At 69.0% G+C, this 23291-nt stretch carries 19 protein-coding genes and 1 pseudogene; 9 read left to right on the top strand and 11 right to left on the bottom strand.

Features of this window, described 5'->3' with window-relative positions; all coding sequences use genetic code 11:
• Positions 1-13 precede the first annotated feature (13 nt).
• The 9 genes and pseudogenes from nrdF (at position 14) to AC060K_RS09585 (ending at position 9659) form a co-directional block, all read left to right on the top strand.
• Positions 14-994, top strand: coding sequence for a class 1b ribonucleoside-diphosphate reductase subunit beta (gene nrdF / locus AC060K_RS09625; protein WP_483765214.1), 981 nt, complete (start codon positions 14-16; stop codon positions 992-994).
• Positions 995-1358: 364 nt separating this feature from the next.
• Positions 1359-2678 carry a tyrosine-type recombinase/integrase gene (locus AC060K_RS09620; protein WP_483765213.1) on the top strand — a complete coding sequence of 440 codons (1320 nt, stop codon included), beginning with the start codon at positions 1359-1361 and terminating at the stop codon, positions 2676-2678.
• Between the two features lie 93 nt (positions 2679-2771).
• Positions 2772-2999, top strand: a complete 228-nt coding sequence (locus AC060K_RS09615) for an excisionase family DNA-binding protein (protein ID WP_483765212.1) — start codon at positions 2772-2774, stop codon at positions 2997-2999.
• 203 nt (positions 3000-3202) lie between these two features.
• Positions 3203-3646 carry a hypothetical protein gene (locus AC060K_RS09610; protein WP_483765211.1) on the top strand — a complete coding sequence of 148 codons (444 nt, stop codon included), beginning with the start codon at positions 3203-3205 and terminating at the stop codon, positions 3644-3646.
• Positions 3647-3663: 17 nt separating this feature from the next.
• Positions 3664-7356, top strand: a complete 3693-nt coding sequence (mobF, locus tag AC060K_RS09605) for a MobF family relaxase (RefSeq protein ID WP_483765210.1) — start codon at positions 3664-3666, stop codon at positions 7354-7356.
• Between the two features lie 72 nt (positions 7357-7428).
• Positions 7429-8103: a hypothetical protein gene (locus AC060K_RS09600; RefSeq protein ID WP_483765209.1), complete on the top strand. Its 675-nt coding sequence runs from the start codon at positions 7429-7431 to the stop codon at positions 8101-8103.
• Positions 8100-8345, top strand: a pseudogene (locus AC060K_RS09595) (competence protein CoiA family protein); the annotation flags it as partial. The gene AC060K_RS09600 and the pseudogene AC060K_RS09595, both read left to right, overlap by 4 nt.
• A gap of 138 nt (positions 8346-8483) precedes the next feature.
• Positions 8484-9005 carry a hypothetical protein gene (locus AC060K_RS09590; protein ID WP_483765227.1) on the top strand — a complete coding sequence of 174 codons (522 nt, stop codon included), beginning with the start codon at positions 8484-8486 and terminating at the stop codon, positions 9003-9005.
• Positions 9006-9182: 177 nt separating this feature from the next.
• Positions 9183-9659: an NUDIX hydrolase gene (locus AC060K_RS09585; RefSeq protein ID WP_483765208.1), complete on the top strand. Its 477-nt coding sequence runs from the start codon at positions 9183-9185 to the stop codon at positions 9657-9659.
• Between the two features lie 11 nt (positions 9660-9670).
• On the opposite strand, the gene AC060K_RS09580 is transcribed toward AC060K_RS09585, so the two are convergent.
• The 11 genes from AC060K_RS09580 to AC060K_RS09530 form a co-directional block, all read right to left on the bottom strand.
• Entirely contained in the window at positions 9671-10432 is a 762-nt protein-coding gene (locus tag AC060K_RS09580; protein WP_483765207.1) for a TylF/MycF/NovP-related O-methyltransferase, read from the bottom strand.
• On the bottom strand, positions 10429-11034 hold the full coding sequence (locus AC060K_RS09575) for a phosphoglycerate mutase family protein (RefSeq protein ID WP_483765206.1): 606 nt from the start codon (positions 11032-11034) through the stop codon (positions 10429-10431). The genes AC060K_RS09580 and AC060K_RS09575 overlap by 4 nt, the downstream gene beginning before the upstream one ends.
• On the bottom strand, positions 11031-11777 hold the full coding sequence (locus tag AC060K_RS09570) for an SDR family NAD(P)-dependent oxidoreductase (RefSeq protein ID WP_483765205.1): 747 nt from the start codon (positions 11775-11777) through the stop codon (positions 11031-11033). The genes AC060K_RS09575 and AC060K_RS09570 overlap by 4 nt, the downstream gene beginning before the upstream one ends.
• Positions 11774-12898, bottom strand: a complete 1125-nt coding sequence (locus AC060K_RS09565) for a hypothetical protein (protein ID WP_483765204.1) — start codon at positions 12896-12898, stop codon at positions 11774-11776. Before AC060K_RS09565 ends, AC060K_RS09570 begins: the two co-directional genes overlap by 4 nt.
• 6 nt (positions 12899-12904) lie before the next feature.
• A complete protein-coding gene (locus AC060K_RS09560) occupies positions 12905-13822 on the bottom strand; it encodes a glycosyltransferase family 9 protein (RefSeq protein WP_483765203.1) in 918 nt (305 codons plus the stop codon).
• 125 nt (positions 13823-13947) lie between these two features.
• The gene (locus AC060K_RS09555) at positions 13948-14508 is read right to left on the bottom strand and encodes a phosphoribosyltransferase (protein ID WP_483765202.1); all 561 of its coding nucleotides are present in this window, start codon (positions 14506-14508) and stop codon (positions 13948-13950) included.
• Positions 14505-16370: a hypothetical protein gene (locus AC060K_RS09550; RefSeq protein ID WP_483765201.1), complete on the bottom strand. Its 1866-nt coding sequence runs from the start codon at positions 16368-16370 to the stop codon at positions 14505-14507. Before AC060K_RS09550 ends, AC060K_RS09555 begins: the two co-directional genes overlap by 4 nt.
• The gene (locus AC060K_RS09545) at positions 16367-16903 is read right to left on the bottom strand and encodes a DUF4254 domain-containing protein (protein ID WP_483765200.1); all 537 of its coding nucleotides are present in this window, start codon (positions 16901-16903) and stop codon (positions 16367-16369) included. Before AC060K_RS09545 ends, AC060K_RS09550 begins: the two co-directional genes overlap by 4 nt.
• Positions 16904-17113: 210 nt before the next feature.
• The gene (locus tag AC060K_RS09540; protein WP_483765199.1) at positions 17114-18301 is read right to left on the bottom strand and encodes a damage-control phosphatase ARMT1 family protein; all 1188 of its coding nucleotides are present in this window, start codon (positions 18299-18301) and stop codon (positions 17114-17116) included.
• Positions 18298-21510 (bottom strand): NB-ARC domain-containing protein, encoded by a 3213-nt coding sequence (locus AC060K_RS09535; protein ID WP_483765198.1) that lies wholly within the window; start codon positions 21508-21510, stop codon positions 18298-18300. Before AC060K_RS09535 ends, AC060K_RS09540 begins: the two co-directional genes overlap by 4 nt.
• A gap of 477 nt (positions 21511-21987) precedes the next feature.
• Positions 21988-23118: an HAD family hydrolase gene (locus AC060K_RS09530; RefSeq protein ID WP_483765197.1), complete on the bottom strand. Its 1131-nt coding sequence runs from the start codon at positions 23116-23118 to the stop codon at positions 21988-21990.
• Positions 23119-23291: the final 173 nt, after the last annotated feature.

The following is a 23291-nucleotide window of genomic DNA, read 5'->3' as shown; positions in this document are numbered from 1 at the left end:
GAGAGAGAAGAAGATGTCACCCACAGGAAAGCTCAAGCTCATCGATCGCGTCAGCGCGATCAACTGGAACCGCGTCGAGGACGAGAAGGACGTCGAGGTCTGGGACCGCCTGGTCGGCAACTTCTGGCTGCCCGAGAAGGTTCCGGTCTCCAACGACATCCAGTCGTGGAACACCCTCTCCGAGGCGGAGAAGGTCATGACCACGCGGGTGTTCACCGGTCTGACGCTCCTGGACACGATCCAGGGCACCGTCGGCGCCGTGTCGCTCATCCCGGACGCGCTCACGCCCCACGAGGAGGCGGTGTACACCAACATCGCGTTCATGGAGTCGGTGCACGCCAAGAGCTACTCGTCGATCTTCTCCACGCTGATCTCCACCAAGGAGATCGACGAGGCGTTCGCCTGGTCGGAGGAGAACCCGTACCTGCAGAAGAAGGCGGAGATCGTCCTCGAGTACTACCGGGGTGACGACCCGCTCAAGCGCAAGGTCGCCTCGACCATGCTCGAGTCGTTCCTCTTCTACTCGGGCTTCTACGCGCCGATGTACTGGTCCTCGCGGGCGAAGCTCACGAACACGGCCGACCTCATCCGCCTCATCATCCGTGACGAGGCCGTGCACGGGTACTACATCGGCTACAAGTTCCAGAAGGGCCTGCAGCTCGTCTCGGAGGCGGAGCGCGAGGAGCTCAAGGCGTACACGTTCGACCTGCTCTTCGAGCTGTACGAGAACGAGGTCTCCTACACGGAGTCCCTGTACTCGGAGCTCGGGCTCGTCGAGGACGTCAAGGCGTTCCTCCGGTACAACGCCAACAAGGCCCTGATGAACCTGGGCTACGAGGCGCTGTTCCCCAAGGAGGACACGGACGTCAACCCGGCGATCCTCGCCTCGCTGTCGCCGAACGCCGACGAGAACCACGACTTCTTCTCCGGGTCGGGCTCGTCGTACGTGATCGGCAAGGCCGTGGAGACTGAGGACGACGACTGGGACTTCTGATCGTCTGATCGGAGCCCGAGCCCGGACGGGCTGGTGAGGGGCCCGGAACCGCGGAATTCTGCGGTTCCGGGCCTCTTTGCGTGCCGACATCCTTCAGACATGGGAGGTCGGAGATGGACAGGAATGGCCGTTCGGTGGGGCACGCCGGGGGCACGCGCACACCTTCACGACGAGTGCGAGGCATGCCACCGACCCGATTCCGGGTCCCTGGTCGTGCTGAGGTCGTGCCCTTTCGTGCCCCATGCGGGCTCGCGAAGGGCTCAGGATCGGCGGAGTTCTGCGGATCTTGCCGGTCGTGCCCGGTCAGGGGCACGGAGGGGCACGACGGTCCACGAGGGGCCCGCCGCGTCCACGGGAGGTCACGATGAGCAGCGCGGAGAAGCGGGAGACGGCAGCCGTCCGGCGGGAAGCGTGGGGGAGACTTCGCAAGCTCCCGTCCGGCCGATGGCAGGCGCGCTACACGGCGCCGGACGGCGAGACGTACTCGGCGCGGACCGAGGACGACAAGCCGCTGACGTTCCAGACGAAGACCGACGCGCGGGCATGGCTCGCCGGGGTGCACACGAAGATCGCTCGTGGGGAGTGGGAGCCGCCAGCTGTCGCTGCCGAACGGCGTCGTGCGGAGAAGGCCGCCGCGGAGGCTCGGGCGATCGGCTTCCGCGAGTACGCAGAGCGGTGGCTCACGACGGTGCGCGACCAGCCGAACCGCAGCGGGAAGATGCGGGCCGCTGGCACGATCCGGTCCTACCGGAGCAAGGTCGACGGTTACCTCGAGCCCGAGTTCGGGGACACGCCGGTCCGGCACATCGACGACGCCCGGATCCAGAAGCTGAAGATGCGGCTGGACGCGATCCCGGCGGTCGCGAACCTCCGTTCGCCGAACAACGGGGTGACCCGGCCGGTGCTGATCGTGCTCATGATGATCCTGCGGCAGGCCGCGCGCGACGGGATCATCGCGTCAGTGCCGAACGTGTCGATCCCGCAGCAGAAGCCCGTGCGGCACGGGCCCGGTCATCGCTCCGGCGAGGACGTGCTGGAACCGCAGCAGGTAGAGGAACTGTGGCGGGCGACGCCGGCTCCGCACGCCATCGCGATCCTGCTGGCCGCGTGGTGTCAGCTCCGGCGTGGGGAGGTCCTGGGTCTGCAGCGCCGGGACATCGAGTGGCACGACGACGGGACGGCGACCCTGCACGTGAGCCGCCAGCTCAACGCGAACACGGGCGACTACACCGGGCCGAAGAGCGACGCGGGCAACCGCTCGCTCAGCGTGCCGAAGATCATGCGTGACCGACTGAGGGAGCATCTGCGAGACCATGTGGCGCCCGAGGCGAAGTCGCCCGTCGTCCCGACCTCGTCGCGGGGGAGCGTGCCGCTCTCGAACACGCGGTGGGGCTACGTGTGGGGCGACGCACGTGACGCCGTCTCCGGCCTGCCCAAAGGATTCCGGTTCCACGATCTGCGGCACACCGGGCTGACGATCTTCGCGCAGGAGGGCGCGACGCTCGCCGAACTGATGCGCCGGGGCGGGCACTCGGACATCCAGGTCGTGCTCCGGTATCAGCACGCCACGATGGAGCGTGACCGAGAGCTCGCTGAGCGGATGAGCGAGTGGGCGGCGGCGAAGATCGCTGCAGCTGAGGCGGCGGCGAAGACCGCGGCGGCGCAGGAGCGCGGCGAGGGCTGAGGGGGCACGGCGGCGGCGCAGTGATCCACTGCGCCGCCGCTCTGGCGATCGGTGCGCACCTGGTTCCTGAGGACAGGTCTCAGGAGGTGCGACATGTCAGCTCGGAGGAACACGCCGCGAGGCGGCGATGACGGCGCGCCCGCGTCGGGGCGGCTCGTTGCCCTCGACGAGGCGGCTGAGACGTTGAGCGTGTCGGTCAAGACGCTGCGTCGCCGGATCGCGGATGGCACCGTTCGCGGCTACCGGGTAGGGCGCCTCGTGCGCGTCGACGTCGACGAAGTCCGCGCGGCGCTGGTCGTGGTCATTCCGACGGTGCGCTGACCGTGTGCCGACCGGCTTGCGCTCGCGGCGGGGCTGGGGCGAGTGGAATGTGCTGGGGCCCGTTCGGTGCCGGACCGCGTCCTGCACCGCGGAAATCCGCTTCGCGCAGATCCTCCGGTCCCGTTGATTCAACGGCTCCCACGATGACCGTATCATCCGGTCCCCGGCTGACCCGACGCCCATCGCGGCGGTGCTGTGGCGCGGTGGCGGGCACTGATTTCGCTGTTTCCAAGGTAGCAGCGCGCGGATCCGAGCGGGCTGACATTGCGCGGCGTGCCGCCTACGCGGTCGCGGCGGACGGCCGCCGCGACGCGGCTCGGCCCTCTGCCGGGCGGCTCGCTGAGGGGCCGGCGCGGCGGCCCGGTCCGCCGACCGCGGCGACTCACGCCACCACCAGCCACATCGCCATCACCACTACATCCATCACCATCCACATCTACTTCAACATCACCTACTTCAACATCACCTACTTCAACATCACCAACCTCAACATCACCAACCTCAACATCACCAACCTCAACATCACCAACCTCAACATCACCAACCCATCAGCCACACCTCAGGCAGTTGAGGGCGGGGCTGCGGTTGCAGTGGATGTCACCGCCCTCGGCAGCGCCGGGCGCCGGCCCGGGGGTGGTTCGCGGTGACGGTGTCGGTGCGAAAGATGAGTGCGGGCAACGGGTATGAGTACCTGTTGAAGTCGGTGCGTAACGCCGACCTCGACGCCCCCGCCCCGGCCTCCGCTGACGGGTTGGCGGGTTCGTGGGTGGATCCGGTGGCGGCGTACTACGCCGAGGCGGGGACCCCGCCCGGGTTCTGGCTCGGGGCCGCCGTCCGGGATCTCGGTCACGGGGAGCTGGCTCCCGGGGATGGGGTGACTACGACGCACTTGCAGCGGCTGCTGGGCGCGGGCGTCGACCCGATCACCGCGGAGCCGCTGGGGCGCCGGTACCCGGTCTACCGGCCGGTGGGGGAGCGGGTCGAGGAACGCGTCGCCCAGCTCGATCCGGAGCTGTCGCCGCAGGAGCGGGCGGCGGCGGTGGAGGTGATCACCGCGGAGGAGGTTGCGGCGGGGGACCGGACGGCGACGGCGGGGTTCGACCTGACGTTCTCCGCGCCGAAGTCCGTGAGCGTGTTGTGGGGCCTGTCGGACAGGACCACGCAGGGGTTGATCCTGGCGGCGCACCACCAGGCCGTCGCCGAGACCATCCGGTTCATCGAAGCCCACATCGCCAGCACCCGTGTCGGCACCGACGCCGGGGACGGGTCCGTCGCTCACGTGGATGTCACTGGGCTCGTGGGCATGGGGTTCGACCACTGGGACTCCCGCTCGCACGACCCGCAGCTGCATACCCATCTGGTGGTGGCGAACAAGGTGCGGGCGGTGGTGGACGGCAAGTGGCGGACCCTGGACTCGAGGGCCCTGTTCAACGCGAACGTCGCGTTCTCCGAGTTCTACAACGCGGTCTTTGCCGACCGCCTCACCGCGACCCTCGGGGTGACGTGGTCGCGGCGTCAGCGCGGCCGCGACAGGTCGGCGGTGCTGGAGATCGACGGCATCCCTGATGACCTCCTCGCGGAGTTCTCCTCGCGGTCGGTGGAGATCGAGCACTGCGCCGACGCGCTGATCCGCGAGTACCGCGAGAAGCACGGGCGCCAGCCGTCCCGGCGGACCATCGTCAAACTCAGGGCGCAGGCCGCGCTGGCGACGCGGCCGCCGAAGACGCTGCGGTCACTCGGCGACCTCACGAACTGGTGGCACCAACGCGCGACCTGCGTCCTGGGCGGCGACTCGCGGGCGTGGGTCCGGGGTCTGCTGGCCGGCGCGGCCCGGAACGCGGGCACCGGTGCGGCGCGGTTGGCCTCGGCGGGCCAGGTCCCGGACGAGGCGATCGAGAAGGCTGCCGCTGCGGTGCTGGTGGTGGTGGGGGACAAGCGGGCGACGTGGCGGCACTGGAACCTGTGGGTAGAAGCCGAACGCCAGACCAACACCTGGCGGTTCACCACCGCCGAAGACCGCATGCAGGTAGTGGCCCGGATCGTGTCGGCTGCGGAGGGGTCCAGCGTCGCGTTGACCCCGCCGGACCTGGCTCCGACGCCGGAGTTCCTGCTCCGCCCGGACGGGACCAGTACCCTGCGACCCCGTCACGCGACCGTCTACACCAGCGAAGCCGTCCTCCGGGCCGAGGAGCGGCTGCTGACCCTGGCGGCCGACACGACCGGCCCGGCCGTGGCAGGGAGCCTCCTGCGGAGGGTGGTCCAGGACGCGACTGGCCAGGGGATCGTGTCCCCGTTGCAGGGTGAGGCTGTGGTGTCGGTCGCGACGTCCGGCCGGGTGGTCGACGTGCTGGTGGGTCCGGCCGGGACGGGCAAGACGACCACGATGCGGCTGCTGCGCGCCGCGTGGGAGAACGCTCACGGCACCGGTTCGGTCGTCGGTCTCGCTCCCTCGGCCGCTGCTGCGGAAGTCCTCGCCGGGGAGCTGCGGATCGGGTGTGAGAACACCGCCAAGTGGCTCACCGACCACGCCGCCGGCCTCGTCGTGTTCCTGCCGGGTCAGCTTGTCATCGTGGACGAGGCGTCCCTGGCCGGCACCCACACTCTCGACGCGATTACCCGCGACACGGCCGAGGCCGGGGCGAAGGTGCTGCTCGTCGGTGACCCGGCCCAGCTTTCCGCAGTCGAGACCGGCGGAGCATTCAACCTCCTCATCACCGAACGCAAGCGCGCGACCGGGGACGTGCCGGAGCTCACCGAGGTCCACCGCTTCACCCACGACTGGGAGAAGACCGCGAGCCTGCGCCTGCGTGACGGGGATGCCGGGGTGCTCGCACTCTACGAGGAGCATGACCGGATCCGAGCCGGCACGACGGAGGAGATGGTCCGGGCCGCGTACGAGGCGTGCAAGACCGACACCGACGCCGGGAAGGTCTCGGTGCTGATCGCGGCAGACGGGCAGATGGTCACCGACCTGAACCGTCGCGCCCGCGCCGAACGCCTCCTCACCGGGACCGTGGACGACGGGCGCGCCGCCCGCCTCGCGGCCGATGTCGAGGCGTCGGCCGGGGACGTGATCGTGACGCGCCGCAACGACCGCCGCCTGCGCCACGGCCACGGCGGGTGGGTCCGCAACGGCAACCTCTGGGAGGTCGTCCAGGTGCACCGCGACGGGTCGGTGACCGCCCGCCGCATCGACCCCGACGAGGTCGCCCGTAAAACGCCCACCAGCACAAACACGTCCCGCATGAACCGCATCGGGGAAACCGCGCACGCCCGGCGAGCAAACGCGCACCCGGGCGGGACGGTGCGGCTGCCCGCCTCCTATGTCGCCGAGCATGTCGACCTGGCTTACGCGATCACCGCTCACCGCGCCCAGGGCCTGACCGTCGACACCGCCTACACCGTCGCCACCCCCGCCATGACGCGGGAGGCGTTGTACGTCCCGCTCACCAGAGGCCGGGACGCGAACGTCGTGTTCGTTCCGGTCGACCAGCCGGACCACGACCACAACCACGCCCCCGCCGTTGGGCACTCCGACCGCGAGGTCCCCGACCTCGCCCGAGCCCGAGCGGTCCTGGCCGGCATCCTCGCCCGCCCCGGCGCCGAGCCGACCGCCCACGAGACCCGACACGCCGAGCACGAGCAGTACGCCTCGATCCCCAGGCTCGCCGCGGAGTACGACACCATCGCCAACCTCGCCCAACGCCCCCGCTGGGAACACCTCGTCACCCACACCCTCAGGGCGCAAGACTTCACACGGGTAGAGGTCGCCGCGGTGGTGGAGTCCGACGCGTTCGGACCACTGTGCGCCCAGCTACGCCGCGCCGAAGCCAACGGCCACCACGTCGAGACCCTGCTCCCACGCTTCGCCCGAGGCCGGACGCTGTATGACGCGGACGACGTCGCCGCAGTCCTCCACCAGCGGATCGAGCACGCCACAACCCGCCCAGCAACCCACCGGCCACACCTGATCGCCGGACTGATCCCCCAGGCACTCGGCACACTCCCGGACGACGTCAACGACGCGCTGGAGGCCCGCGCCCGGCTCATCGAACAACGCGCCCAGGCCCTGGCTGCGCGAGCGATCCGCGACCGCGAACCATGGACACGGCACCTTCCGTCAAGACCGGCGGGCGCCGCCGACCAGGACTGGAAGCAGCTCGTCACCGCCGTCGCTGCCTACCGCGACAAGTACGGCATCACCAGCGACACCCCGCTCGGAGACGCACCCACCCGCCTCACCCAGCGCGACGACGCCCGGCGTTTGGGCGTGTGGCTGCGAGAGATCGCGAGCCGGGTACGACGAAACAACTACCCGGAGGCCCGGCGACGCACCCCCGGCCTTCCGAGCCTGTAGCTCCTCCCGCCGTGCATCAAATGCATCGTCTATAGTCGGAAGTGAATGCATTTCGAGTCGGAAGAGGCGGCGATGATCATCGTCAACGTGGGGCGGTCGTGGCCGAAGGCACAGTCCGAGCGGGAACGTCTCGACGCGGTCGAGGGAGGCTGGCCGATCCGCGGATCGCACCTGCCCCCGGCGGAGGGATGGTCCGACGAGCGAGTCAGGAACATCGTCGGCGACCTTCACAACGAAGTCATGCTCGACGACGTGACGAGGCTGCGGCGCAGCGCGGACTACCTCGTCGCGGTGTCATCGAACGTCGTGGTAGACGTGCGCGCGATCCACCATCAGGAAACCTTCGATGGACGGATCGCTTTCAAGACTGCCGCTGTCGAGTGGGCCCGGGCCGTGGTTGGTCTACGCCTGCCTGCCGAACTTTCTTGGCGTCGTGGTGAGAGCTGGCCGATCAAGGCCGCCGACACCTCCTGGCTCAGAGAGGCTGTAAAGACCGACGTCGTCACGATCGGCTCATACACGCTTCACCTCCTTCCGAACGGGCACCTCCACGTCACATTGCCACCGTCGGCAGGGATCGTGACGGTCGGTACTCACGATCAAGCCGTTCCGGTTCCGACAATCGCGCGTGCGTCCGTTGCCGATCCCGAATCCGCATGCTCCGAGCACGAAGCCGCGGACGAGGCCGAGGTCCGTGAGTGGCGTGAGCGGCAGGCCGAGCGTCTCAAGGCCGGCAGGCCCGCGTGAAGGCCTCGGGGTCGGACCGGGAGTCGCCCGCGCATCTCAGCCTGAAGCACGCGTTGCGCGACGGGGCAGAAGTTGCTGGCTGGACGGCGCGGACCGAAGCTCTTCTACCGGACGGCTCGTGGGCCGATGTGCTCTGCGAATCTGACGGCAGACTTCTGGTGCTTGAGGCTCAGATCACTCACCAGTCTCCCCGGCAGTACCGGGCCCGCGTCGCCCGATACGCCGCAATGGGGATCGAGAGCTTCTGGTTCACCCCCGACAAGCCGCCCAGTGTCGACACTGGGCTCCCTGTCATACGCGTCAGGTCGAAGGACGAGTCGTGGTCCGTCCTTACTGAGCCGTCGTGGCGGGACGAGAGGTACATCTGGACGGAACATCCGATGACCGAGGTGATCGAGGACCTCCTGAGTGGCGCGCTCAAGCTGCACACCGGGACCGCACCCGTAGTGCGCCTCATCGACGTGCTGGCGTACCCGTGCTGGAAGCGCGAGTGCGACGCCGTCTCCGTGGTGTGGGAGGTCGATCGTGAAGCCCACGACTGTCAGCGCTGCGGTCTCCACATCGAGGAGTCGGTCAGCGGTCCGCTCTTCGACAAGCGTGCCCAACGCGACCTGGACGTCGTTGCCCATGTCACGGCGTGGGCCCGAGGACGGGCTGAGCTGGCGCCTATGGCCATGACGTACTCGCACACGGCTGGTGGGTCGTACGACGCATTCCAGTGCTACGCGTGCCGCGGGATTCTCGGCGACATGCATCTGATGAGCGCGTTCTCCGACGCGCGCTACGAGGACTACCTCGATGGGGTGATCGGGCTTCCGATCATGGAAGACCGTCCGTTCCCCACGCACTGGTGTCGGGCGGTCGAGCTGCCGACGCGGGTCCTCGTGTCCGACGCGGCCTGACCTGTGTCGCCACGTATCGGTCTCGTCCCGCCGGGATTCGAGCAACGGCGTCCGACCTGTCGAACAGGCGTCGAACTGACACCGCACGATGGCCGCGCCATGCGGGTGTGGTCATTAGCGTTGTAGGCCGGGCACGGGCGGTGGATGCCGCCCGGACAGAGAGACGGGGGACAACACATGAGCGTTGCGCAGGCTGTCGCGGTGGGGCGCAGAGGAGCACGCGGCATCGTGATCGACGACGAGGGCAGGCTGATACTCATCAAGCGGACCAAGCCCGGCCAAGAGCCCTACTGGACTTCGCCCGGGGGCGGTGTCGAGCAGTCCGACGCTTCCGTCGAGGCAGCTCTCCGGCGCGAGCTCGCCGAAGAGCTCGGCGCCACAGCGGACGGTTACCAGCAGGTCTTCCTGTCGTCGGACCGAACGGAGAACGGCGTTGCGATCCAGCACTTCTTCGTCGCCCGCCTTACTTCCCTCAACCTGACGGAGCGGTACGGTTCCGAGTTCAGCAAGCCTGAGCGTGGCAGTTACGACCTTGATCGCGTGCCGCTGAGTGACGACTCCCTCGAGGCGATCGACCTCAAGCCCGACGAGCTCAAGAAGTTCGTACTGGCCAACCGGGATGCGCTGCTGGCGGAGGCCGGCTTCGGGGCCTGACGCGGGAATGGTCAGCCTTCCCAGACCAGGTACGCCGGAGTGGCGTGTCCTGGCAGAAGGCGCAGGTGAGAGACGTCCGTGCTGAGCGTGTCGCGCAGCGCGGACGTCTCTCCCGGCCACTTGGCATGGCCAAGCTCGTCGAAGGCGACCACGCTGCCCTTGGTTAGGTACGGACGGATCTGCTCAAGGACCTCCCGCGTGGGCTCGTAGAGGTCGAGATCGAGGTAGGCGAGGGCGACCACGGTGTGTGGGTTGTCCGCCAGGTACTGCGGCAAGGTCTCGCGAACATCGCCCTCCACCAACTGTGTGCGCTGGATGTGACCGAGCGGCTCCAGCCGTTCGTGCGTGGCGAGTACCTCGCGCAAGTGATCCGTGTATGCGTCTTCGACGGCGAACCTGCCGGGGGCGGCACTGCCCGTTGTGTCCTTCTCGCTGACATCGGGAAAGCCGGTGAACGTATCGAAGCCGACGATCCTTCGGTGCGGGTTGTACGGCTCGTGGTGCATCCGGAGCGCCGTGAACGTGGCCAGGTGACGACCGCGGTGGACACCGAACTCGAAGATGGTGCCTGGGACGTTGCGGATCCTCCGGTAGAGCTGTTCCATCGCGAGGATGTCGCTGAGCGTCTTGCCGTGCACGTAGAGCGCGAGATTGTCCGCGAGTTCTGCCGCCGGGATGGGTGTCGTCGTCAGGAGTCTTGCCAGCTCATGACGGACCGCGGACTCATGCGGTGCCTCGTGCGGGACTGTCCGACGGTCGTCGATGGTGCTCATCGCAGACTTCCTTCCAGATCGTGGTGGTGGAGCGCGGCAGGGTTGAGTGTGAAGGTGCGGGCAGCCTCGAAGACCTCCGAGGGGTGGCGAACGCCCGTGCGTAGTGCCGATACGGCCCCGATGAGCAAACGGTGCGAGACGACGATGACGCCGCCGTGGGTGGTGGCGAGATCCGTTGCGGTGCGGAGCGCGTGCAGGGCGCGGTCGCGGAAGGCGGTGAGGCTTTCACCGCCGGGCAACGCCTCATCGGGGTGGTCGTATCGTCGTCTGCGCCAGTCGACGTACGCGTCGGGGTACTGTGCTGGCGCGCGACCGAGCACGCAGGCTGGGGCGCGCCACTCGTCGAAGACGGGGTCGGCGGGAAGCAGGCTGATCTGTGCGTGGTCCGCGACGATCCGCGCAGTGCTGCGCGCGCGCACGAGCGTGCTGGAGACCACGGTGAAGCCGGCGGTGTCGACCGTGCTGGTGACCGCCTCAGCGGCGCGGATGGCTTGCCGAGCGCCAAGACGGGTCAGCAGGCTGGCCGGCCGGGCGTGCGCGTCAGGCCGGTGGTACCCGTCGGCGCAAGTACCGTGGCGCATCCACAGGATCTTGTCGGTCACGACAGGTGCCACCCTCCGTCGACGGTGAGGCACTGACCCGTGATGAACGATGCGTCGTCGGACAGCAGGAACGCGACGACACCGGCGATGTCCGCCGGGGTACCTCGTCGTTGGATCGCCTGGCGTGCGAGCTGGCGTCCGACCATGGCCTGGTGGTCCGGGACGACAGCGTGCTCGGCGGGGACCTCGATGGATCCGGCACGCACACAGTTGACGGTGATGCCGTCGGCTCCGAGCTCGCGGGCGAGCGCACGGACCAGGCCCTCGAGGCCCGACTTGGCAGCGATGTATCCGGCGAGGTCGACGCGTCCCACCTGCGTCAGAACCGAGGAGACAGCGACGATCCGTCCCTGTCCGTCGGCGAGGCCCGGTGTGAGGCGGTGCATGACTGCCGCGTGGGTCAGCAGGTTGACCTCGATCTGCCGCGCGAAGGTCTCCGGGTCGTAGTCGTCCCATGCGATTCGTGGGTAGGCGCCCGCGTTCGAGACGAGCGCGCGCAGCGGTGCCTCACTGTTCCCGGCTGCCTCGCAAAGTGCGTCGACCGTCGCGACCGCGGTGAGATCCCCGATGATCGCTTTCACGTGCGCACCGTGGATGGCGGCCTGGGCGACCACGTCGGCGATGTTCGCGTCGTCGTCCAGGTGTGTAAGGACGAGGTCGTGATCGACTGCCAGGCGTCCGGTGATCGCGGCTCCGATCCCGGTACCGGCTCCGGTGACGACGGCGAGGGGACGGTCGGTCATCGGGTCGCTCCTGTCGGTCTGGTGCCCAGGGTCGGAAAGACTGCGGCGACGCTGACCGTGTCATCGGACAGGTCTGCGACAAGTGCGAGCATCAGCGCAGCGTCCTCGGGCCGAAGGGTCGCGATGTCGTAGACGGCAAGCAGCCGCATGAGGAGGTAAGGGCGCAGCCATGTGTCCACGTCTCGGATACCGAGCGTCTGAGCGACTGGGAGCACCAGCTCCGTGAGGTAGCGGTGTACGACGTGCGTCCGAACGGGACCCGGGTCGAGTCCGTAAGAGAGGGCGACCGTTCCGCCGGTCGGTTCGGCTCGGACGGTGGGGTGGTCGTAGGCAGTGCGGGCGAGAGCCTCTGGGTGGTCGTCGAAAGCCGCCACGTTGTAGCGCGGTGTGAGCCACGGCCCATGGAGCAGCTGGTAGACGAGGAAGCAGGCGAACTCGCCGGCGATCGCGTTGAGCCCGGCAGTGTCGTAGTCGAACCACAGCGCTCCTGCGGACCTTGACCAGGCGAGGTTGAAGTCCGTTGGGTCGCCCTGGGTGACAGCTCCCCAGACTCGTGCGTCCGTGCACAGGTGGCGGCGGAGCGTATCGATGGTGACGGCCAGGTCCGGGCGCCGGCGCGTTCCGTTGACGACGAGCTCTCTGCCGTCGGGCCACCACGGCCCAGTGGGAAGTGCCCAGGGCTCCCGTGTGGAGTAATAGTCGTCGAGGCGTCCGCTCCGCGCGGCACGGTCCCGGTAGAGCTTGCCGACCGTCTGGTCGCCAGGGACATGCCGAGCCGTGGCAAGGATCGTGGTCCGGTAGCGCGTCAGGACGGCGTCGAGGAACAGGTCGAGGTCGCCGAGTTCCCGGCTCGCCTCGGCACGTGCGATTGCATCGACGAGCAGCAGGCCGTCGGCGACGTGGGGCGACCGCTCGGAGACGTGCAGCGCCCACGTGCCGATGCCGCCGGCCCAGAGCAGGCGCGGTGTTTCGTACAGGTCGGCGATCGCGACATAGCCAGCACGCTCCTGCCGGGCCTCAACCCTGCTGGGATTGGCCTTGAGGAAGAAGCGGCGGCGACCGACGTCGAGGTACCACGTGTGGTTGCGTGTGTAGGTGCGGTGGCGCCAGAGCCTGAGCATGAGCCGTCACCACCGGTCGAGGACATGTAGGACAAGGCGGGCAACAGTCGCAGCGGGGATCGTGCGGAGGTCCGCCGCAGGACCCCAGACGGAGTCGTCCAGCCGGTCTCGGACCGGGCACCGGTCGGCCAGTGCGAGCATCCGTGAGAACGGCGCCGCGACCGCGTGATGGTTCGTCCTGCCGGTGGTCCACTTTGCATAGGAGTGCCGGGCGTAGAGGCCGACCACCTGCGGGCACGTGCCGTCCGGCCGCTCAGTGAGTGCAGCAAGGTGAGTCAGCCCGGTGTCGTTGCCGACTACGGCCGCGGCGGTCGCGAAGAGGTCCAGGCACTCGACGGCGTCGAACCCGCTGGCGACCGCCATGCCGGATGGGGCATCCAAGGATGCGTCCTGGCCCGTGACGACAGTGAACCGCCAAGGCCCCGGGCGGACGTCAGCGAGGTACTGGGTGATCTCGTCGAAGCCGTCGAGCCCGTAGTCCTTGCGCCCGGGCCAGCTCGTCGCGGTGACGAGCACGACGTGCCATGGATCGACGTCACCGTGGCCGAGGAACGTGGGAGCCGGCGCCGAATTCTGTGGGAGCCGCAGGCCCAGCTCCTGCTCGATCTGGAGATAGAAGCGCATCGGCACAGCCGCGTGAACCTCGACGCGGTCCTCGTCGATGACATCGAGCCACGTGGGTGGGCCCTCGGGGTTGGCGGTGAACATCTCAGCACCTCCGCCGACCAGCACCCGCTCGGTGCCCGGCCGGTATCGGATGGTGAACGGCAGACTAGAACGGGCGAAGAGGCTCGCCCGAGGGCCTTCGTAGAGGAGGTCGTCGTTGGGTCGAGCGTCATGGAGCGCCGCGACGGCACCGAGCGCGAGGAGCGTGTCGCCGAGGGCGCCGCCGCCCATACCGACGGTCCACCCGCCGTCGGGCACCGCTTGGGGTTCCGGGGCGCCTCCGCCGGCTCGGTGGTAGGGGAGGAGCTGCCCGATCGGCGTGTGTGCTCGGGGTACGACGACGGGACCACCGGTCACCGTCGTCGTACCCGCGGGAGCGCAGGTCAGATCGTGGTGAGCGTGCACAGCGGCACCTTGAGGGTGTCCATCAGCGTGCGCGCATCGCCACTGCTGTCCTCGATCAGGCAGACGATGCCGGTCACCTCGGCGCCACCATCGCGCAGGACCTGGATGAGGTTGGCCAGAGTGCGACCCGTGGTGACCTCGTCGTCGACGATCAGGACGCGGCGGCCAGCGAGGTCGCCATAGGTGTAGACGTCGGTCCTGCGGGCGTGCGGCTCGCTGAAACGTGCCTTGTCCGGCAGGTCGAGGTCGAGCTTCCAGGCGAGCTTGTACGGCAGACCGGCAGTCATCGACACCGCGACTGTCGGCAGGATTCCGCCGGCATCCAGCCCGATCAGCAGGTCCGGCAGAGTGAACGCGGGACTGTGGACCCATCGCGCCCACAGAGCGTCACCCGTGCTCATCAGCAGGTCGGGGGCAACCTCTTCCTGGATGCCATCGAGGTCATGGACGATGCGTACGGAGCGGGCGTGCTCTGGGACACCGAGGCGGCGGACGCGTCGGGCGCTGAAGGTCGGGGCGGAGAGGTCGGTGCTGTTCATCGCGGAGCCCTGCCGATCGTGTCGAGGTGGGTAAGGACGGCGTCGACGGCGTCGATGAGCCGCCGCTGGACGGTCGGGTCCTCGGCGTGGTTGACGATGTCGTCGAGGTTCGGGGGGCTGCATGAGAGCCCAGGTTCGGTACGGAGAAGGATCTCGATGACCTCGGACGGCTCGGCCGCCAGACCGTCGGGGCCGAGCAGGATCCGGGCGAGGTGGACGAGGTGCTTGTACAGGGCTCGCACATCGACGTTCGGAGCGGCGAGCAGGCGACGGGAGTGGAGGAGGACGAGCCCGAGCTCGCCACGGCTGACAGCGTCCGCGACGAGTTCGCTCGCGATCGGCAGCGCGACGTCGTCACGCCGGTACAGGACGCCGGTGCCGTCCTGCGCCTTCCGCAGCGCACTGATCAGTCGTGGAGGAAGGCGAAGCGCAGCGAGGTCAGCCGTCGTAAAGGCAGACAGCCCAACCTTGTGGCCGGGGCGAGCGACCCGGGCTGTCGCTGCCTGGAGCCACTCCGCGGGCAACTCGTCACGGACGACGAGCAGGTCGACGTCGCTCCAGCCGTCGATCCAGGTGCGCTTACCCGTCGATCCCGTCGCCATCACGAGCGCGGTGAGCGGGTCGGTGAGATCTCCGGCGGCCGAGCGCAACCACTCGGCGTCGTTGACCGGCCGCCACGGTGGCGGGATGACCTGCGCCACGCTGGTCCCAGTCACGAGAGCGGCGACCTTCAGCTTCAGCGCGGCGAGGGACCCGCTGTTGTCAATCACGTGGTCGGCGATATCGCGAATCTCTTCCGCGCCACGGGACGCCTTGATCACATCGCGCTGGCGGAGCTCTGCCCTGCTCTCGAGGGCACGCTCGACGCGCTGCTCACCCGGAACGTCGACGTACACGACATGGCACCGCGGTCCCCATGTGGAGCGCAGGTGCCGCGTCTGCTCGAGCTGGTGCGCGCTCTCAAGGCTGATGGTGGTCGCCTTGTTTGCCGCCGCGAAGAGGAGGATCTCCTCGGTCAGGCGGCCGGCCTGCTCCGCCGCAGACCACTCGTACGGGTCGGCGCCGCCGACCCGCATCGCGGCGAGCTGGAGCATGTAGCCGATCTTGAGCCGTGTCACGCCGTGCTCGTCGCGCAGGAGCTCCCCGACAGTGCTCTTGCCGGACTCCGACATGCCGCCGAGGATCCACACCTGATCGATGGGCGGGTTTGGTAGCGGACGGACAGGCACACCACCGTCGGCCAGCCGCTGCCGGATCATGCGCTGGACATCGAGGATCGGCAGGTCGCCCAGGCACAGCTCGATGTCGTACGCCCCACGCTCCGCCTGCAGCGCGACGACCAGTGCCAGCGCATGCTGGTACGCCCGGTACCGCTCACCGACCGGTTCGACCTCCCGCGCAGCGGAAGCTTCCGCCTCCAGCGCCGGGTCGTCATGCCGACGCAGCAGCACGTGAATCTCATGCCTCGGCGCCGGCTGGGCGAGCCGTGCCGCGATACCGGACACCTTGGCGAGGGCCTCCGCCGGGCCCAGGCCGTCCTTGATCATCGCCGTGGCCGCGCAGGTCGCGAGGATCATCGGCAGACCACGATCTTCGAGCGCGAGGGGACCGCTGCCCGCCCTGCGCGCGACGTGGCTGCTCACCATGAGCTCCGTGTGCTCCTCCGTCGTCGAGTCCTCGAACCACCACTGCGAGAACCCAGGTCCACCGACCTGAGCCCAGCGGCTGTCCCAGCGGTTCACGCTGCCGACGTGGTGCGCTCCGGGAATCCCGCCGGCTACCCAAGCGAGCTGTGCGGTCTTGCCGACGTTGTCGGAGCCGTTGATCGTGATCGTCAGCGGGTGCGATGCGAGCGTGGTCATGACGCCGCCTCGTACTGCTTCAGCAGGCGCCAGTCGGGAACCCGGCGGGCGCCCGAGGTCACCTCGCGCAGCAGGTCGTCGTAGGCCGTGGCCAGCTCACGAAGCTGGTCCAGAGCCTGCCGCGCGCGGTCCTTCGTGCCGTTGTCGATCAGGCTGTTGGCGCGCACCCACGCGATCCCGAGCCGATCGATGACCGAACCGAGCGTCTCCGTGTGGAGAGGCGCGGACGCCGGAGCGGCCGACAGGCGCGCGGTGATCTCCGTGTCCAGGCGCTCGATCATCGCGGACCGTCCCGCGTTGAGAGCGTCGATGGTCCGCTTCGACACCGCGACCGCCTCGGCGCTCGCGGACTGGTCGCGGCTGATGGTCTCGGCGTCCCACTGGAGCTGGTGCTGGTGGGCGAGGCGTGCGGCCATGCGCAGCACGTCGTCGGCCGGCTCGGTCTCGCTGCGGAACGCCTCGATGATCGATGCGGACTTGGGCAGCCTCGTCTCGTGCGCTAGGAGGTCTGCAACTGGCGGGTGGTCCGTCATGTGGTCCTCTTTCGGCTCGTGGTCACCCCACGATGTGGAGTTGCGGCGTCGTGCCTGGTGAAGAGCCTCCTCCCTGCGCACCCGACAGGAAATGTCCCAGCCGTGCACAGGCGCCGAACCCATGTCGAACCCGTTTTCGGTCCGTTGACCGGGGAACGCGTCGAAGCCCGCCCTCCGTGGCGGAGGGCGGGCTTCGTTTCGTTGGGGCGGTCAGTCTCTGACGTGGATCACGGCGTGGGTGCCGTCGGTGCGCCAGCCGGGGGTCGCGTTCTCGAGCCGTTCGAGTCGGTCGGGTGTGACGCCGACGGCGACGTCGGACTTCAGGGTGCGCAGGGCGGCGACGGGGGTCGGGAAGTGCGCCGCCGTGTCGGCGAAGGGCGTGGTCGGGTCCCAGTGCAGGTCGCCGACGAGCCGGCGGTAGTTCAGGTCGCCCTTGACGATCACGACGGCCGCGCCGGACAGCTCGTCGACCAGGTCGGTCGGCAGCTCGTGGAACGTTCCGGGGGTGCACCAGAATTCGTGCGCCCGTACCTGGAGCCGGTCGGACGCCAGCGCTGTCCGCAGCCGGTCCGCGATCCCGGCTGCCGCCCCGGCGGTGGCGGTGAGGCGCCGCAGTACGGTCAGCAGGTCGGACACGCTCGCGTCCGAGACGTAGTAGGGGTGCGGCTTGAGGTGGAGCACCACCGTGGCTGCGCGGCCCGTCGCCAGCAGGCGGTCGATCAGGACGAGGTCGGAGGTGAGCTCTCGGCCTGCGTTGTCGGCGACCAGGTGCACTGCGCCCGGCCCGGAGCCCAGGAGTCGCCACAGGGTGGCCGAGTCGTCGGCGACGAGGTCGTCGACCTGGTCGCGGTCGGTCGAAGCCGGGTCGGAGAGCCGGAACCCGAGGTCGGCCCGGTTGCCCCACAGGGAGGCCGACACCGCCGCGCGTAGTCCCTCAACTGGTGGCGCATCTACGAGGGCGCCAAGGTTCTTCAGGTCACGGGCCAGCTCGGGGGAATCGAGCTCGGCGAGCTTCTGCGGGGCGAACGGGTCTACGCCGCGCCACGGGCCGTCCTGGAAGTAGCCCGTCGCCTCCAGCAGCAGCCGGTAGAAGTACGACTCCGCCCACAGGAACGGCACGTCCACCCACCGTTGGCCGACGTAGCCGGCCGCGGAGTCACGCCAGAACGTCGCGTCGTGGGCGTCCTCGGGCAGCTCCGGGATCGCTCCGTCGAGCGTGGCCAGCAGCCCGTCGAGCGCTTCCTGGCTCGCGCGCGGATAGGGGACGAGACGGCGGACGGTCGCGATGATGTCGGGATGCCGCCGCAGCAGGACCCCTTCCGGGAACGAGCCGGGCGCGTTCGAGAGGATCGGCTCTGCCTCGGTGGCAGTCGTCGGCAGGCCGCTGGCCTGGGTCACGTGGTTGTTCCTTCCGTATCGGCAATCCGGAGCAGCACGGCACCAGCCGAGCTGGCGACGACCACGTGCCCTGTTGACGGGTCGAACGCAGCGCACTGCGCGCTGGCGTCGACCCTGACCTGCGAGGTTGGCTGGCCGTCAAGACCCCATCGCCGGACCGTTCCGTCGGCTGCGGTCGACACCAATGTTGTGCCTCTGTCTGCGAACCCGATCATCAGTACCCGCCCGCGATGGCCGGTCAGTGTGAGGCTCGGCTCGCCCGCACTGTCGTCGTACACGAAGATGTCGCCGGTCCCTGCTCCGACGGCGATCCGGGCACCGTCGTGGTCGAGAGCAACAGCACGGGCCCAGCCAGGGACCGAGATTGTCCGGCGTTCGTTGCCAGTGGTGAGGTCCCAGGTCCGGACGACTCCGTCGCCCCCTGCCGCCGCGACGATGCCTGCCTGGGACGAGACCGCAAGGGAGCGCACACGCCCTGCCTTGGCGTCCTGGTCCCAAACGAGCGCCCCGTCGGGAAGCGACCACACCCGCACGTGTCCGTCCGTATCGCTCGCGACCAAGCGCCCGCCGTCCTCCGAGATCGCGACGGACCACGTCAGTAGGACGTCGTCGTTCAGTTCCACGAGCGATTCCTCGTGCCGCCACACGCGGACAAGGCCGTCACCGCATGCTGCGGCGAGGTATGGCCCCGACGAGGCGAGCGCCCACGCTCGGCCCGTCCCGGCTGCCAGCGTCGTCACGTGGGCTCCGGTTGTTGTCTCGCGGAGCTGAACGGTCCCGTCGGCCCGTCCGAGGGCGAGCTGGCGTCCTTGGTCGGTGAACGCAGCAGACCACGTCGTGTTGCGCCCCGCCGCGATGACGTCGAGAGACTCCGGGCGCCGCGGGTCCCAGAGCCGCAGGCTCCCGTCCTCGCACCCGACAGCCAACCCGTGAGTGGTCGAAGTGACCGTCCGGACCCAGTTGATCCCTACCGGCATCCGGACGTGCGACGCTCCGTTCCCGTGGGCGCGGACAACCGCGTCCTCGCCGGCGGTCACAATCTGGCCACCGTGATACGCGAGTGCACGAAGACGCTCGCCAGCAGCATCGAGGACGGATCGAGGCTCCAGCCGCCGAGCCCGGGTGTCCCACGTTCGGGCTGTTCCGTCCGCGGACGCCGAGACGAGCAGGTGCCCGTCGGGCAGGAACCGTACCGACCGGACCCAGCTCCGATGCAGGGCGGCTTCGTCGAGGAGGTCGCCGGTGTGAAGGTCGAGGAGCCGGACGTACTCGTCCTCACCGCTCGCGGCGACAAGGGTCTCGTCGTCCGAGAGCGAGACGGACCAGATACCGATACCCCGTGTGCTCGCTTCTCGGGCGAGTGTCAGTGTCTGCAGGTCCCAGGTTCGGATCAGCCCGTCCTCGGCCCCGGAGACCAGTTCGGCAGCCTGGCGGCGGAACGCCAGGGCGCGGATGCGCTTCGCGTGCCCGGCGAGGATTCCGACCTGTGTCCCGTCCTCCACCGACCACAGGCGAACCGCGTTGTCCTCACCGGCGGAGGCGATCGTGGCGCCGTCCGGCGAGATCGCCACCGCGTGGACCCATCCAGTGTGCCCGCGCAGCCATCGGACGAGCTCCCGGGTGCCCAGATCCCAGAGCCGGACGAGACCGTCCTCGCCGCCGGACACGAGCAGATTCCCGTGAGCCGCTACAGAGACGACGGTGCCGACGTGGCCGACGCTCCCGGCGTCGTCGACCGGGAGCACCCAGCTGTAGGCCATCCCAGTGCGATCCGTGATGCCCTCGAGGATCCCCGGGTCCTCGTTGCTCGCCCGAGCGAGGGCGATCTGGAGTGTGGCTGCCATGTCCGGGGCGTTCTGCTGACCGTGCAGGAGGTAGCCCTGGGACGTCATCCGATAGGCCCGGTCGAGTGCGGAGACGGCGGAGGTGCTCGCCGCGGTGTCGCGGGCTGCGGTGATCAGGTCGCGGTCGGCGCGCAGCGTGTGAGCCCCGCAGACGGTCGCCTTACCGATGACATATTGCGCATTGCCGAGGACGTCTGCCAGCTGCTGGACGTCTCCAGACTCCGCGAGGTGGTACGCGAGATGCGTCCACTCGAAGGTCCGGGACGGAGCGAGCTCCGTCCATCCGGAGGCCGGGCGCAGCGCATCGAGCAGAGATCGGTGGAGCTCGGGCAGGGTGTGGGCAACCAGGGTGCGGAGGTAAGCGCGGAACACGTCGTGCAGGACGATCAGGTCGGTGTCGGCTCGATAGGCGGTCAGGAGCGACCGGTCTGCCAGTACCTTGCAGAACTGCCGAACTGTTACCGCGTTCCAGCCGTGAGTCGCGCCCCACCACTGAGTCAGGACGTCCAGCGGGATCGGGGTGGTAGGCGGGAAGACCGCCAGGGACAGGTAGCGCTCGCTGAGGTTGTCGGCGCCGGGGATCCGCACGCTGTCGTCCAGAGCGCGAAGCGTCGTGGAGATGACGTGACCGATCGCAACTTTGCGCTGGTCGGTGTCCCAGACGTCGAATGCCTGCGGTCCGTGGGAGCGGAGCGCGCGGCTCGCGATGTCCAGGGCTTGCTGCGCTGTCGCGCCCGCAGAGACGTCGCCGTTGACGCTCGCGCCGACGAGGGTGGCAAGCAGTGGCCAGCCTCCGCACATAGCTGCGACCTGCCCGAGCATGGACGGCGGCGCCTCGGGGACGGTTCGCCGCAGCAGCTCGGCGACCTCGTCGTGGCGCATGGGGCCCAGTCGGATCACCCGAGCGCTGCTCGGTGCGACGCGCACGTTGCGGGTGGTCACGATGCGCAGGCAGTGCGGTCCGCCCATCAGGAACGGCGAGAGGTCGGCTCCGGACCACACATTGTCGATGACCAGGAGAACCTTGCGGTCGCCGATCACCCGGGCGAGGTGATACCCCGCCTGGTCGGGGTCGGTCAGCTCTGGCCTCGTGCCGTCGAGGTGGACGCACAAGTCGGAGATCAGCTGGGCAACGCGCGCGGGTGAGCAGTCCTCACCTGTCTCGACCCAGAGGATCTGTGAAAACAGCTCCGTGAGGCGCTCGTCGTGGATCGCCTGGGTGACGAGAGTCGTTTTCCCGAACCCGCCGGGGCCGGCGATCGCGACGAGCTGGCCGCTTGCGGCCCTGCTGGCCTCGAGGACGACGTCGATCATGGCTTCGAGGTCGTCGGGCCGGGCAATCATGGCCGGGTCCACGTCGGGCACGATGGCGATGCAACGACCACGCTGCGACGGTCGGAGGCCGAGCTCCTCCCAGAAACGAGCACGAGTGTTCTCGTCCGCGTGATCGAATGCGGTGTCGAGGATCGCTTGGGATTCCGGGCCAGGGACGCGATCACGGTTGCCCGCTTCCCACTTCGACACTGCCCGGTCGGTGACGCCGAGGTGCGACGCGAACGCGCGCACGCTCAGCCGCATGGCTTGGCGAAGCGCGCGCGACTCTCTGCCTGTCCACCTCTGGACAGTCCCGGGCATGCGTCCCCCTCACGCCTCGCGTCCTTGCGGTGGTGCGCGTCTGACCGAACCTGCAGCGAACAACCATGACGGAACATCCGAACGTCTCGGCAACGTGGTCGAGTCATCAGGCTGATGACCTGCGGCACCATCATGAAACGGTACACGGGCGCAGTGGAACGCCTCGGTGCCGAACAGATGTCGAACTCGCCGCCGACGTGTGCTCGGTCAGGGGCGCCAGACCGGCAGTTCGTAGGACGTCGGTCCATCCGTGAGGGTGGTGCGCCTCCAGCGCGCGTTGAGGCCGAGATCGCCGTAGGGGTACCCGAGCCCGGCGTCGCGCGCTGCGTTCTCGATGTCTCGCATCGAGGTGCCGACGCCTGCCGGGACGGCGGTGTGGACGCGCCAGGGCCCATCGTCGAGCAGCCAGGCGGTGACGCTGGTCAGGGCGGCCCCTGTACCGTGCCACACGCGCAAGGTGACACCGGAGGGCGCCGTATCGACGGCTGCTACAAGCTGCGCCGCCAGCGGAGACAGGTTCGGCTCCAGGGCTGCGGTTGGGACGAGGGCGCGTAGGACGTCGGCTGCTCCGTCCTGCTGCAGAGTCCCGCACATCGAACCTGCGGAATGGCGCACGATCGCGGGAGCGTCTCCCATCGCGTACGACGTGGCCGCCCATCGCAGCATGGACATGTCGTTCACGCCGTTGCCCACGGCCACGGTCTCCGCGGCAGCTATACCGAGACGCTGACGCACGACTTCGAGCGTGGCCGCCTTGGACACCCCAGGCCCGCCGACGTCGAGCCAGTCGGAGCCGGCCGGAGTCACGGTCACTCCGGTTGCCGCAAGGGCGTCCGTGAAGCGGCGGATGCCGGGCGCGACGAGAACAACCCGTGAGGCGGGTGCGGCGCACAGTTCGGCGAGCGACGCCATGCGCTGTTCGCCATTGAGCGCGCAGTCCGGTAGACGCCTGGAGACACGCCACCCGACACCGACGTCCTCCACCGCGACGACGACCCCGCGAAGGAGTTCATGGGCGCGGCGGATGAGCCGGCGGGGATCGAAGAGGTGGACGTCCTCGAGGAGGTAACCGCCAGGCGCTCTCGAGTCCAAGCGCACCAGGATGGCCCCGTTCGATGCGACGGCCCAGCCATCAGCGAGGTCGAGCTGCCGCGCGACGGGGAGAAGCCCTGCCAGTGACCGACCCGTCGCCAGTACAAGTTCGTGGCCGGACGCGCGTGCCAGGCCGAGAGCGCCGCATGTCGCGGGGGAAGCCTGCCCCTGGCCATCGACAAGGGTGCCGTCGATGTCGAGAGCTACGAGCGCCCTCGTCGACGTGCGAGCTTTGGTCCTGTTCATGGTGTCGCCTCCGTGCCGGTGGTCGTGCCCGTCGGAGCAGTACCGTCCGGCTGGGCTTCCCCAGGCTGGACTGGTGTGGAGGCGGTTCGAAATGGCCGGGCGTCGAACGCCCGTCGGCAGGGTGCTGAATCGACTCGTCTGGGCGCAGGGCAGTGGAATCGCAGCCGTCAGAG

The sequence above is a fragment of the Antribacter sp. NEAU-D49 genome (genome assembly GCF_057158775.1).
Note: the sequence above shows the minus strand (reverse complement) of the source record. Positions and strands in the feature narration are given on the sequence as shown.

Excerpts from the sequence above, each read along its gene's own strand:
- nrdF (WP_483765214.1), top strand. The coding sequence starts at position 14 with ATGTCACCCACAGGAAAGCTCAAGCTCATCGATCGCGTCAGCGCGATC.
- AC060K_RS09620 (WP_483765213.1), top strand. The coding sequence starts at position 1,359 with ATGAGCAGCGCGGAGAAGCGGGAGACGGCAGCCGTCCGGCGGGAAGCG.
- AC060K_RS09615 (WP_483765212.1), top strand. The coding sequence starts at position 2,772 with ATGTCAGCTCGGAGGAACACGCCGCGAGGCGGCGATGACGGCGCGCCC.
- mobF (WP_483765210.1), top strand. The coding sequence starts at position 3,664 with ATGAGTGCGGGCAACGGGTATGAGTACCTGTTGAAGTCGGTGCGTAAC.
- AC060K_RS09600 (WP_483765209.1), top strand. The coding sequence starts at position 7,429 with ATGATCATCGTCAACGTGGGGCGGTCGTGGCCGAAGGCACAGTCCGAG.
- AC060K_RS09590 (WP_483765227.1), top strand. The coding sequence starts at position 8,484 with ATGACCGAGGTGATCGAGGACCTCCTGAGTGGCGCGCTCAAGCTGCAC.
- AC060K_RS09585 (WP_483765208.1), top strand. The coding sequence starts at position 9,183 with ATGAGCGTTGCGCAGGCTGTCGCGGTGGGGCGCAGAGGAGCACGCGGC.
- AC060K_RS09580 (WP_483765207.1), bottom strand. The coding sequence starts at position 10,432 with ATGAGCACCATCGACGACCGTCGGACAGTCCCGCACGAGGCACCGCAT.
- AC060K_RS09570 (WP_483765205.1), bottom strand. The coding sequence starts at position 11,777 with ATGACCGACCGTCCCCTCGCCGTCGTCACCGGAGCCGGTACCGGGATC.
- AC060K_RS09565 (WP_483765204.1), bottom strand. The coding sequence starts at position 12,898 with ATGCTCAGGCTCTGGCGCCACCGCACCTACACACGCAACCACACGTGG.
- AC060K_RS09555 (WP_483765202.1), bottom strand. The coding sequence starts at position 14,508 with ATGAACAGCACCGACCTCTCCGCCCCGACCTTCAGCGCCCGACGCGTC.
- AC060K_RS09550 (WP_483765201.1), bottom strand. The coding sequence starts at position 16,370 with ATGACCACGCTCGCATCGCACCCGCTGACGATCACGATCAACGGCTCC.
- AC060K_RS09545 (WP_483765200.1), bottom strand. The coding sequence starts at position 16,903 with ATGACGGACCACCCGCCAGTTGCAGACCTCCTAGCGCACGAGACGAGG.
- AC060K_RS09530 (WP_483765197.1), bottom strand. The coding sequence starts at position 23,118 with ATGAACAGGACCAAAGCTCGCACGTCGACGAGGGCGCTCGTAGCTCTC.